This window comes from Candidatus Berkiella aquae, from assembly GCF_001431295.2.
Taxonomy (GTDB): domain Bacteria; phylum Pseudomonadota; class Gammaproteobacteria; order Berkiellales; family Berkiellaceae; genus Berkiella; species Berkiella aquae.
The window spans coordinates 1,733,284-1,746,200 of record NZ_LKAJ02000001.1 but is presented as its reverse complement, the minus strand read 5'-3'; the positions used below and the strand labels follow the sequence as shown (position 1 = coordinate 1,746,200).

Sequence of the window (12,917 nt, the reverse complement as noted above, 5' to 3'; positions counted from 1 at the left end):
ATCAATCAGAGTGCACTTGTAACTTTTGCTCCTGCGTATAGACAAAAAACCGCGGTTGATACATTGCTTCTATAAAGGAAGCAGGGTAAGTGAAATTGCCGGGAGTGACAGCTCGCACCATGTAAGCAATAGAGAATTCATTCTGTGAAGCGAATTCAAAAGCAGCAACAAAACGATCGTCGCGGCCTTCTTGACGACTGGTACGAGTTCGGGTGTCTAACCAACTTAATGATTCTTCTGCACTGAGTGTCGCTTTCTCGATTTCTAATCCAGCCGGTAATCTATCAACCAGAAGGATATGATGTAATTGATTGTTAAGGCGTCGCCCCTTAATTTGCACCACATAGAGTTCACCGGATTTGAGATTGGCTAAATCAACGGTTTGTCCGTCTAACGTGTAGACACTTTTTTGCAATTCAAATCCACCTTGAGCGAGCTTGGTCACATCTTTGGGCTCTCCGACTAAGGCTCGCGCATAGTAAACAGGCAGATCTCCTTTATTTTCAATCACAGGGGATTTTTTGAGTTCAGAATCGCTAAAGACATGTTCAGTCGGCGCTAAACCAGATATTTCATTGCCATTCACGACTAAATGATAAGCTTTACGTGAATCTTTTAAGGCCGCATCGGCGCGAATTAACCACGCTTTTTCTTGCGTGCTTAAATAAGGCGATAAGCTTGCTTTATCGACTAATTGTTTAGCTAGCGGCAAAATCTTCACGGAATCGTGGGTTGTTTCTGCCATGAGAGCAACTAAAATAGCTTCATCTCTTAAGGCTGAGCCGAATCCGACATAGTATTCACGACTATCGCTGGCCGGTGCTTGAATGGCTTTGTCGAACCATAATGTTGCATTTTGGGCATCACCATAATGCGCAAAGGCCGCAGCAATAAAGGCCAAATCGTCTTTGTCTTTAATGGATTTTGCTTGGTTATCGGTAAAGAATCTTAAAGAACGCAACGACCCCTGGCTTTGTTTCGCCTGCAAATAATGCGCAAAAGCAATGATGCCAACATCAGCAGGTTCACCAATATTGCGTTGTACCGCTTCGCTGGTCCAACGTTTCAGATTAAGGGTGAGTGCTTGCGGCACGGTAAAGCCTTTTTCTTGTGCTATATAGAGCATATCGGCGGCATATAACGTTAACCAAGGCTCGGTGTAACCATTTTGTCCCCATAAAGAAAAGGAACCATCGATTTTTTGTAAGGTTGTTAATTGATTAAAACCTTTTTGCAATGATTCATCGGTTACTTTGTCACTATAAAGCGTGGCAAGCAATCGACTGGTAGTTTGCTCAAGACAATGGTAGGGATACTTCAAGAGATCTTGAATCAACTGTGCACTACCGAGTTCAGGTAAAGAGCCGATAGAAAGCACCACTTGACTATTTTCCCTGAAATTATCGAGTAAATCGCTTGTCAAAGTTAAGGTGCTTTTGGGATCAATTTTGCCATATTGTTGTAAAGAAATAGGCTGTGTCGTTGGCCGTGCATCTAATTCCCATTGACGTTTATATTGGAAATTTTGCGGGCCTTTTAAGAGCACTTCGACCTTTTTTATACCATTATCGTTATATTGCAATGTAAATGGCAGTCTCAACTCTTCGCCTTTCTTCAAGGTTACTTTTTGAATCGATTCTTGTTTATCTGAACGTAGTGTTACCTGATATTCGCCTTCAGGGCCTGAGATATTTTTCAATATCAAAGGAACGGTGGCGGTATCTTGTGGCGCAATAAAGCGAGGCAAAGATAGATAAACATCAATATCGTCACGAACCGTAATATAGCTTTGTGCTTGACCCACGCCATTTTCATTCCAAGCAACTGCCATCACGCGGAGCTTTCCACTATATTCAGGAATGTCAAAGGGGATGCGAATGGGTTGTTTATCTTTTGCTGCTACAATACCCGAAAATAAGGAAACAACTTTATAAGTACGTGCTGGCAGGCGAGTTAAAGCCCCATTTAAAACCGATTCACCGCCGCCAACTTCAAATGAGCCGGGTTTCGCGCCATAAGGATTAATCAGATAGCCATAACTATCACGTAACTCATAAGCCAAGCGCTTTTGTGAAAAGAAATATTCAAACGGATTGGGTGATTCAAACTCCGTTAAGGAAAGTGTGCCTTCATCGACTAATGCAACCGCAACCTGTAATTGCTGTTGTGGTTTTTCAGGTTTTACCACGACTTCAACGGTTTTTGCTCCATTGCTCACTTCAGGATGTTCGAGGATTAGTTTTATTTGATGTTTTTTACTGGTTTGTGGATTCTCAAACCAGGCAACTCCAATCGCTCTTTTGGGAAGCTGTGAAGTTTGTTCATCGCCGGGTCGATAGACGGTGGCGATTAAATAATCTCCTGAAACACTATTTAACGTTTTATTGACGGGAACGGAAATTTTGAGGCCATCTGTTCCGATTTTTCCGGTATAAACAGGTTTAAAGCTGTCTCCTGCCCAGGCAAGAAAAATGTCACCGGCAAATGGACTTTTAATGAAAACAGAAGCTTTGCTTTCTGAAGCAGAAGGTTCTTCTGAAAATGCCATTTCTAACATATCAGGTCTGTCAGGCGCATCGGCTGAATAAAACCAACCTGCTGCAAAACGGACACTTGAAGCAACCCCTGATTTTTCGTCAAGAATTTCAAGGCGGTAAGAGCCGTATTTGACAGGTACTTTAAACGGGGTGGGTGATTTACCTTCTAATTGCAAGGTACCACTGGCAAGCACTTGATCACGCGTAATGACTTCATATTGCCAATTTACCCCTGAACGGAACCAGACATAATCATGTTGTTCCTCATACAAGGTATATCTTAATTTACCCGTGGACTGTAACTCGCCTTGTTGATTGACAGCAATGATGTTAAAGCTAGCATCGCTATTTGAATTAGCAATGTTATCTTTAAATTGTTCTGCTATTCCAATTAAATAAGGCTGATGCCAAAAAGCCGTGATATTTTTACTGGATTGTCCTCGACCACCCACTTCATAGACTGTTGCTGTCGTTTCTAACTGCAAAGGATGGGTTGTTTCTGGTTCGAGATCAATTTTAGTGGTAATGGCCGCTTTACCTTGTTCATCGGTTTGGGTATCCAGATGCTTAAAGCGCTGTTGTGTCCATTGTTCTTCAATGAGGCCAAATTGATAATCTTTCCATTTTGCAAAAGGTGACTGCATGATGGTTAATTGAGATTCAGAGGTCACTTTTAAGTTTGCACCGGGAGGTCCAAAGTAATAAGTTGCTTGCACAGCCAGAGAGTTACTTTGGTGCGGTGCGATTGAAGGTACTGACGATGATGTCTTTACTTCAATACGAGGCGGTACAAAATCATTTACTTCGAATGAAGTGCGTGATAGTTCGTTTGCTTTGGGATCGGTATAAATGGCTGCAGTCCAGACACCCGTTTGTGCTGCGCTATTAATGGTATAATCTAAGGCATAGCTACCATTACCAGCGTCTTGTAGGACGGATTCTTGGGTAATGACACCATCGGGTCTCATGATTTTAAGCGTAATCGGTAATTTGGTGATTGCCTGACCTTTATTATCGCGCAGTAAGCAAAGGTGATGCACCGTTTCACCGGGACGATAAATACCACGTTCGGTATATAAGTAAGCTTCGACAGGGCCTGCGGGAGCGCGACCATCAACACCTCTGTCGCTAAGATCAAAGGCTTCATTCTTTAAGCTAAGCAGGGTGAACTGCTTTCCTTCAATCGAAGCCGTCAAGAAAGCGGGGCGGTTGCCGCCTTTGCCATTAAGTAACTGAGCTGAAAAAGTAGCCTGTCCTTTTTGATCGGTGGTTGTTTTCGCTAATTCACGGTTGTTGCGCGCAATTAAGTGGATAGAGGCGCCAGGAAATACTTTGGCAGTGCTTAATGAGCGAGTAAACACATGTAAACCATCAGGTCCAAGATAAGAACTCATCCCTATATCGCTGATGACTAATGCTTGAGAAGCAAATTCGTTTTCATCGTAGCTTTCTTCATTCATGCGCGCTTCAATCACATAAACGCCAGGTTGTAATTTGCGTCCCATCATTGCATCAATGGGTAAACCTGAGATGGCAGTTTTGTCAGTTTCGATGGGGAAACGATAGGTTCCTTCCCAAACGACTTGACCCTGTTCGTTCTGTAAACGGTCACTATCCCATCTTGTAATTTGGTTGTTAAACCAAATGTTTTCAACGCTTTGAATATTGCGTTCGGGGATATGGATGACCTTAACTTTCACTTGCGCAACATTGACAGCAACAAAAGGAATGACTTGCGGTGCGCCGCTAGCGAGTATGTAACCTTTTTCCCGAAAGCGAATAGCCGCTTTGCGATGGGGAACGTAAATACCTAAAGATTGTGCTTGCGTCAGTTTGGTTCCCGCTTCGCTTGGGAAACCATTTTTAAAGGTTAGTTGATAGTTTTGACCAAAAGTGAGTCCTTCAAGACAAAGTTGCTTACCTTTAGCGATAACGCCCAAATCTTTCACTTTGGGTTCTAAGCTAATAAATTCCTCATAGTGGAAATGACGCGTTTTAACTAAGGAAGCAGTCCATGAAATGCAAGCACTGGCAACATCCGTTCGTTGGGGAATATCGAGGTGGTAAGGGGCAAATTCTTGTGGATAGTTGCTAATCAGTTTATTGACGTGGCTTTCAATGTCATTTTGTGAGGCAAGCTTAAGCGCAGCTTCACGTAATTCTTTAAATGCAAATTTGGTTTGAGAAGCGAGCCAGTCAACCGCTGCTTTATCTAAGGTTGATGTGGCATTTTGATAAGCTTTTGACAGGGCAGCTTGCAGCGCATCATCATAATTTTGATAGGAATCATATTCTTGCAAGGCGATTAAAGTTTTACACAGCAGATACCAAGCTTGAAAATCTTTATCACTATCGGCAAGTACCCGTACGAAACCATAGCGGCTACCATACCAATCTTGCGAATCGAATGCTTGTTTAGCATGCACTTTACGTTCTACCCGCTCAAGCGTGGTTTTTGCAGCAGAAGTATTGGCTTTAATGTTATCGCGATAATAATCATCTGCTAATTTTGTTAATTGTGCCGAAAGAAGAGGATGAGTGGCAGGTGGCTCATCAGCAAGTAGCCCACGATTAAAACAGACTAACAAACCAAGCAAAATAAAGATTTTGGGTATGAATCGAATATGCATATGGGGGACAGCTTTTGATAAAAAGATGGCCCTTTTTTAACACACCTTTTTTTAAAAAAATAGCATTGATGAGGCTTTTTCCTGATTATATTTTTTTATACGCTTCCAAGTACTCTCTCATCCCAGTCATGTACTAAACGTACACTCCTAATTCAATTAGTTTGGGTATAACAGCCTTAATTGAGCAAAAAATAAAGTTTGATAACAAACGTTTTAATGGCGACGAAAGGCAAGATTATCAGGATAAATGAGCAGTGTAATTTGGCGAAGAGTCGGTATGATAGCCCCATCACACAGTCATTGAGATGTGATAAAAATTAGTTAGATAACATATAACGAAGGACGTAATAAAATGATCCGTGAATTAAATCAAAATGAATTATCAACTGTTGCTGGTGGCGCTGATTACACCGAAGGTTATTTTACTTTGCTACAAGGTTATGAAGTTGTAGGTTACTCACAAACGTTGATCGGTTATGACACGGTTTCATGGTCAGAACCTGTTGGTTTGTTCTCAACCAATTTTAGAGAAGTGATGGTTCCACTTTATGATATTCAACCTATTTATGCACCTTTAGTTCCTGTGACAACAACCACAGTAACTTATTACTAATTTTAGATACTTGACCTAGTTCAAACTGGGAAGAGTAGATGACAGGCTCTACTAGAGCCTGTCATAATCTCGCCTATACACCTATTCCTCTTAAGTAAAACTAATGACTTATATTCAGCATTTTGCCCAAAATTCGGGTGATTATCTGCAATACCGACCGGATTATCCTGAGGCATTATTTCAGTTTTTAGCAGACTTATGTGGCGAGCATCAGTTAGCATGGGATTGTGCGACGGGGAATGGTCAAGCGGCATTACCTTTAGCGAAATATTTTAAACAAGTGATTGCGAGCGATATCAATCAGCAACCGTTAAATGTCGCACTCCAGAATGAAAATATTGCTTATTATTGTTGGCCTGCAGAACAAACAGAATTACAACCGCGTTCGGTAGATTTAATTACGGTTGCTCAAGCTTTGCATTGGTTTGATTTGCCCTCATTTTATGAAGAAGTGCGCCGTGTTGCTAAACCCAAGGCAATCATTGCAGCATGGTGTTATTCCCTTGGCAGTGTTTCGCCAGAAGTAGATAGGGTGATCCATAGCTTGTACCATGATATTCTGGGCGACACTTTTTGGCCCAAAGAACGGCGATATATTGACAAAGAGTATAAAACAATCGCTTTCCCATTTAAGAAAAAAGTAACCTCGACATTCCATGCAGAGAAAAATTTTCAATTAGCATCTCTGATTGGCTATTTAAGAACATGGTCAGCGGTTAAAGAATATCAACAGCGCTTAAATCAAGATCCGATTCAGTTGATCTTCAATGATTTAGAACAAGCATGGGGCAAGAGCGAGAAAGTCTATACGATGCAATGGCCTTTACACTTACTGGTTGGACGTATTTAATTAAGAAATCGGAAAATAACATGGCACTCATTAAAATTTTACAGTATCCCGATAAACGTTTAAAACGCCAGAGTGTGCGTGTAGAAACTTTTGACGATACCATTCAAAAAGTCATTGATGATATGTTTGAAACACGTTACACCACAGAAAGTTGTGCCGCATTAGCTGCAACGCAATTAGATTTAGAGATCCCGTGGAGTATTACCGTCATCGATTTGTCTCAAAATAACGATGAGCCGCTTTGCTTGGTGAATCCTGAAATTGTTAGTTATGAAGGCGAACAATTTGAATATGAGGGTTGCATGTCGGTTTACCCTAATTTCATCCAAGAAAAGGTTAAGCGCGCGCAAATCATCACGGTGAAAGCGCAAGATCGCTTTGGTGAGCCTTTTGAATTGAAGGCAGAAGGGTATTTAGCAAAATGTATTCAGCATGAAGTCGATCATTTAAATGGCGGGCTTTATATTGATAGACTGCCTAAAATTAAATTAGAACGTATTTCGCGAAGAGTCAAAAAGCAAGAAAGAATGCAGAAGAAAGGGCCGGGAGAGAAGTAAGATAAAAATCCCCCGCTCGCTTGTGTCTTCGCTACGCTACGCCGGACAAGCGCGAGCTGCCCCCTTTTATTCAAAGGGGGCATATTGAGCCAATAATGAACAGATTCAAGCAGAAAATAGCCCCCTTTGAATAAATGCGGAAGCATTTGATGAGCGGGGGATTTTTATCTTTATTTGCCGTAATTATACATCCCTTGAAAATCCACCACGATAACAGGCTCATCGCCGACAACCCAGGCATCATGTCCTGAGGGTAATAATGAAATATCACCTGCACGACATTCATATTCTTGGCCATCATCCATTTTTACTTTTAAGACACCGGCAATATGGTATTGAAAATGCGGCGCTTCGCAGCTGGTGGTTTTAGCAATCGGCTGCAAAGATTCTGACCAACGCCAACCTGGTTGAAAAGTTGCTCGCCCAATGATAACACCACCAATAGTAATAATTTCCAATTTCCCTTTCGGAAAATCGCGCACTTCGTCTGGACGATTAAAGCTTTTTAATTCTGCTAAATTATGTGGTAAGTGTTGCATGGAACTCATTATGATTCTCTTAAGCTTTTTATTTAAAGCTCAGTATATCTCACTTACCTGCCAATGATCATCCTCATCAAAATTCTCAGTGAGCATTTTAACTTGTGCAATGAAAGACTGATGAGCAAACTATCCTTACCTTGCTCTGTGAGAGTATCGAGTGCGAGGTTCTGTTACACAACGCACTGCTGAGATACTGGCTCTTTTTTTGTTGTATGCGTGAGCGATTGTGCTACTGTAAGCTTCCGGATAAATCGCAAGATTCTCTGGAAAGGCTATCCTGAAAATGGCAGAGTAAGGCAGGCGATAATTCTTGAATTTTACAGGTTCAGCAAGCAAATGTAGTAAAAGTTCATCTGCTTCACTGCGAAAAATATGTTTAATATGTAAAAAAAGCGCCTTTATTATTTTTTCATTATGGAGGCCTTTCGCATTGGTCACCTGATGAAGTGCATGATAGCCAAAATTATTCTCATTCAGTAAATTTTCTCGCAAGATATCTTTATGGATAAGTAATGTCAAAAATTGCTGAACAATTTCAGGGATATTCGTATCTAGCGCCTGCTGTAATGGCATAAAGCCATTGTTCGTTCTATTAAGTAAATTGGCCTTAAAAATATCTTCATTTTTAGTTAAGAATGGGATGAGTTGCAAAAAGATGCTTGGTATGCGTGATTTTAAGGCATCTTGTAGTGGCATAAAACCATCCTCGGTTCTATTCGTTAGATTAGCATTCAGGATGCTTTCATGATCAATCAATAATGTTAGCAGTAGCTCAACTATTTTAGGATTGTTTGTGTTTAGCGCAGTTTGCAGTGGCATAAAGCCAGAGCGTGTTCTATTTTCTAGATTGACAATGAGCGTGGCATCGTCTTGCATTAATGGAATTAACAATTGAACGACTATTAGATTGCCCGTTTTTAGCGCGCAATCTAATGACATAAAACCTGCTTCGGTTCGATTGAGTAAATTAGCCTTAAAAGCTTCTTCATCGTTTTGCAATAGTTGAATGATGAGTTGTACAATTTCAGGATTGCCTGTCGCTAAGGCTTGTTGTAAAGGCATAAAACCATCATGGGTTCTATTGAGTAAATTAGCTTTTAAAGCCTCTCTATTTGCCATCAATAATGGAATTAACTGCTGCACAATTTGAAGGTTACCAGTTGCTAGGGCATGCTGTAATGGCATAAAACCCTCAACCGTTTTATTGGTTAAATTGGTTTGTAAAGCTTCTGTATCTTCAATCAGTAACTCTATTAATGGTGGAATAACTTCTGGATTGCCTGACCTTAAGGCATCTTGTAAGGGCATGAAGCCATCGATAGTTCGATTGGTTAAATTGGCTGTTAAGGCTTTTTTGTTGTTAAGTAGTAAGGGAATCAATTGCTGAACAATAGCAACATCACCTGTCGCTAAAGCTTGCTGAAATGGCATAAAGCCATCGTCGGTTCGACTGTTCAAATTGGCATTGAGAACGTCATTATTGCCAGATATTAAAAGAAGCAATTGCTCTGCCGCTTTTATATTACCAATACTCAGTGCTTGCTGTAGTGGCGTGACACTATCTTTATTTTTTAATTTTAGTAAAGTATTGAGTGCCTCGGGATATTGAACTTGAATACTTGCAACAAAGTTTGATAGTAAGGTTGTCGAAATAACAATTGCCGCCCATTTTTCTCTCTGAATTTTAAAAGGTAAATGCAAGATATCGTGTAGATGGCTAAAATCATTGGTGCTAAGCTCAAGCACAGCGCTGGCGGGTGATTGTTTCAATTGTTCTATAAATTCGCTATTAATCCGTGCTAAATCAGAATCGTTTTTGCTATAGCAAGCCTGCATCACAAGATGATGAATTTTTTTTGCGTGAAAGGAACGATGAAATATCTTCTTAGCGTGTGAGTGACTGGATGTGGATGCCACGCTAGAAGTCGATAATTGAGATGGGCTTGAAGAAGAGGAGCTTCGGTGCATGGCTAACCTTTAAAAAGTGTGTTAGCTTAACACATGAAAACTCCTCTAAAAATAAGAAAAATACTTATAAAACCTGAATTTTACTGAAACTATCACACTCTGGATGCGTATTTTGTTCAATAATCTGATGATCTCGATTTAATAAATACGTGTTTATATGATTCGCTTTTGCCGCATCTAATTCTGCAACTACATCAGATAAAAAAAGCACTTCATTACCTGTTAAGCCAATCGTTTCAAGGATATTTTGATAAGAAGTGGCCTCTTTTTTGCCGCCTATTTCAGTATCAAAATGACCTTTAAACAAATAACGCAGATCACCAAAATCACTGTGACCAAAAAGTAATTGTTGCGCTTTAACCGAGCCTGAAGAATAAATATAAAGCGCAATACCTGCTTGATGCCATTTGACCAAGTTTTCATAAGCATCAGGGTAAACATGACCTGTGAAATGCCCTTGCTCAAAGCCTGTTTGCCAAATATGACCTTGGATCGCTTTTAATGAACCCATTTTAACATCGTGATCAATCCAGCTTAGTAATTGCTGAATAACATCTTCAAGAGTTGCTGTAGGCGTTAATTGCTGGCGAACTTCATTTAAGCTGGGCACAATCATAGGATTATATTCATTTGCCGTGACATATTCTGCCATACGTTCACGAGAGTACGGGAACAGTACCTTATGAACAAAATGAATATCAGTGGTTGTGCCTTCAATATCGGTTACTATTGCTTTAATCATTTTTGATATCGCTTACGAGTGAGTTCGCATTCGACTAGAAATTCTAAGCCTTCCATATGACGCTTAGCTTCATGAACGCTATTTCCCCAGCTATAAAGGCCGTGGCCTCGCACAATTAAGCCTGAAGCTAAATGCGCTTCTTGCCAATTATCCATCAATTGTATAGCCAGCGTGGGAATATGCTGATTATTATCAAACACAAATAAATTGAGTGTTTCTTCGTGTGAATGAAAACCTGCTATCGTTTTTTGCATTTCATAGCCATGAAAACGAATCGCGGATTCATGTGCTTCTAACATAGAAAGCACGGTTACTGGGATAGAGTGGGTATGAAGAACACATTGTGTTTGGGGTGATAGTCGATAAATCATGCCGTGCAATGCAGCTTCTGCACTGGGTTTGCCTTCACCTTCTAACCATTGCGCTTGAAAGTTGCACACTACAAAATCACTGGCTTTTAAGTTTGCTTTATCTTTACCAGAAGCACTCATAAGCATTTTGTCGCCGGATTGGCGAATCGAAAAATTGCCGCCCGTTGCTGGGCAGAGATTGCGTTTAGCAATGTAATCACAGGTTGCCAGTAATTCACTTAGCATAACGCACCACATTCTGATAAGTATTTGGGCGCAAATACGCCAACATCCAGAATAAAACCACTAATAAGTTCAGCAGGGGTCACATCAAAAGAAGGATTGTAAACCTCGCTTTGTGTGGGTGCCCAGGTGATTTTGCCTAAGGCGCCTTTGACCTCATCCGCATTGCGTAATTCAATTTCAATCTCTTTACCGCTGGCACATTTGGGATCAAGTGTGGTGTAAGGGGCAACTACATAAAAAGGGATCCCATGATGCTTGGCTAATACCGCTAAACTATAAGTACCAATTTTATTGGCCGTATCACCATTTTTGGCAATGCGATCGGCTCCCACTAAAATGCCATTGATTTTACCTTGTGCCATCACCATCGCGGCCATGTTGTCACAAATTAAGGTATGGGGAATATTGGCTTTGGATAGTTCCCAAGCGGTTAAACGTCCACCTTGCAGTAAAGGTCGAGTCTCACAAGCGTAAACATGTTTCACATTCTGTTGTAAATAAGCACGCTTTATCACCCCCAAAGCAGTCCCAACGCCAGCGGTTGCTAAGCTGCCTGTATTACAATAAGTCATGATGGTTGCATCACCTGAAATAAGATTTGCACCATGATTTGCAATATTTTCACATAACTCAACATCTTCATGGAACAACGCTTGACCGATTTGTAAGACAACATCAGGATCGGTGGTTAATTGTTGTAAAATTGTATCCATGTAATTTTTGAGATTGACCGCCGTTGGGCGCGTCGCCACTAGTTTTATGGCTGCTGCTTTTACTTCTGCGACAGTTGCACCTTGTTCAACAAATTGCATGAGAGAGAAAACAGCCGCTATCCCAATTAAAGGAGCGCCACGTACTTTTAATGCTTTGATCATGTCACACATGTCATCAATCGTGTGGCAAGCAAGCCATTTTTCTTCTAAAGGCAGTAATTGCTGATCGAGTACAAAGACTTCACCATTTTGATAGCGAAGTGCTAAAGATTCTAAATTTATTTGCATACAACTTTCATCCACGCTTGTACAGTAGGTGATAGGCTCTCAATAGGCGTCATTAAACCGGTTTTAAGACCTTGTTCACTGCATCCTTCAGGGAATAGCATTTGCGTTTGTGGTAATAACTGCTGCATTAAATTAAATGCTTTATGGTTATTATTGCGCATGATTTCAAGAACTTGTTCCAAGGTAACGTGTTCAAGACTATCATTCCAACTATCATAATCGGTCACAAATGACAGTGGGAGGTAGCAAAGTCCCGCTTCGCGCGCTAATGCATATTCAGGATAATTGGTCATGCCGATAATATCGGCTCCTAACATGCGATACATCTTAGATTCTGCTTTAGTAGAAAACGCTGGGCCTTCCATGCAGATATAGGTTTTATCAAAATGCAGCGTAAAATTTTCTGCCGTTAAGAATTCTTTAACGTGTTTTACGAGTTCTAAATCAACCGGGTTAGCCAATGAAACATGGCCGACCGCACCATCGATACAAAAAGTATGGCCACGTAATGATTTGGTTCTATCAATATATTGGGTTGGAATGACACAATCGCCAGGTTTTAATTCTGCTTGCAGGCTGCCTACAGCAGAAAGCGATAGAATTTTAGTTGCACCACATTGCTTTAATGCAAAAATATTAGCACGATAATTGATATTGGAAGGTGTGAACTCATGATGTTTACCATGACGAGAAAGGAATAATACCGTTACATCATTCACTTTGGCTTTAGTAATAGGCGCACTTGGCTTACCAAAGGGGGTAGTAACCTCTATTTCTTCAATAAACTGGAAACTATCAAATTTTTCAAATCCAGAACCACCTAGAACTGCCCACATGATGACACTCTCCCACCGCAACCAAAAAGGTGAGATTATAGCAAT

The 12,917-nt window shown here is 40.7% G+C and carries 10 protein-coding genes; 3 read left to right on the top strand and 7 right to left on the bottom strand.

The features are described 5' to 3' along the window. Position 1: 1 nt before the first annotated feature. Positions 2 to 5,167: an alpha-2-macroglobulin family protein gene (locus HT99x_RS07755; protein ID WP_259565982.1), complete on the bottom strand. Its 5,166-nt coding sequence runs from the start codon at positions 5,165 to 5,167 to the stop codon at positions 2 to 4. Between the two features lie 352 nt (positions 5,168 to 5,519). On the opposite strand from HT99x_RS07755, the gene HT99x_RS07750 reads away from it, so the two are divergent. The 3 genes from HT99x_RS07750 to def all read left to right on the top strand — a co-directional run bounded on the left by HT99x_RS07750 (position 5,520) and on the right by def (position 7,187). Beyond that, positions 5,520 to 5,780, top strand: coding sequence for a hypothetical protein (locus HT99x_RS07750; RefSeq protein ID WP_075066691.1), 261 nt, complete (start codon positions 5,520 to 5,522; stop codon positions 5,778 to 5,780). Positions 5,781 to 5,883: 103 nt separating this feature from the next. Next, the gene (locus HT99x_RS07745; RefSeq protein WP_075066690.1) at positions 5,884 to 6,630 is read left to right on the top strand and encodes a methyltransferase domain-containing protein; all 747 of its coding nucleotides are present in this window, start codon (positions 5,884 to 5,886) and stop codon (positions 6,628 to 6,630) included. 20 nt (positions 6,631 to 6,650) lie between these two features. After that, positions 6,651 to 7,187, top strand: coding sequence for a peptide deformylase (gene def / locus HT99x_RS07740; RefSeq protein ID WP_083482909.1), 537 nt, complete (start codon positions 6,651 to 6,653; stop codon positions 7,185 to 7,187). 170 nt (positions 7,188 to 7,357) lie between these two features. On the opposite strand, the gene HT99x_RS07735 is transcribed toward def, so the two are convergent. The 6 genes from HT99x_RS07735 to mtnP form a co-directional block, all read right to left on the bottom strand. Next, a complete protein-coding gene (locus tag HT99x_RS07735; protein ID WP_075066688.1) occupies positions 7,358 to 7,735 on the bottom strand; it encodes a cupin domain-containing protein in 378 nt (125 codons plus the stop codon). A 126-nt stretch (positions 7,736 to 7,861) separates the two neighbouring features. Next, complete coding sequence (locus HT99x_RS07730; protein ID WP_139016613.1) at positions 7,862 to 9,697, bottom strand: ankyrin repeat domain-containing protein; 1,836 nt, start codon at positions 9,695 to 9,697, stop codon at positions 7,862 to 7,864. Positions 9,698 to 9,761: 64 nt separating this feature from the next. Further along, positions 9,762 to 10,439 carry an acireductone synthase gene (mtnC, locus tag HT99x_RS07725; protein ID WP_075066686.1) on the bottom strand — a complete coding sequence of 226 codons (678 nt, stop codon included), beginning with the start codon at positions 10,437 to 10,439 and terminating at the stop codon, positions 9,762 to 9,764. Next, entirely contained in the window at positions 10,436 to 11,035 is a 600-nt protein-coding gene (locus HT99x_RS07720) for a methylthioribulose 1-phosphate dehydratase (RefSeq protein WP_158003396.1), read from the bottom strand. The genes mtnC and HT99x_RS07720 overlap by 4 nt, the downstream gene beginning before the upstream one ends. Next, positions 11,029 to 12,036, bottom strand: coding sequence for an S-methyl-5-thioribose-1-phosphate isomerase (gene mtnA / locus HT99x_RS07715; protein ID WP_075066684.1), 1,008 nt, complete (start codon positions 12,034 to 12,036; stop codon positions 11,029 to 11,031). Before mtnA ends, HT99x_RS07720 begins: the two co-directional genes overlap by 7 nt. Further along, positions 12,027 to 12,872, bottom strand: a complete 846-nt coding sequence (gene mtnP / locus HT99x_RS07710; RefSeq protein WP_075066683.1) for an S-methyl-5'-thioadenosine phosphorylase — start codon at positions 12,870 to 12,872, stop codon at positions 12,027 to 12,029. Before mtnP ends, mtnA begins: the two co-directional genes overlap by 10 nt. Positions 12,873 to 12,917: the final 45 nt, after the last annotated feature.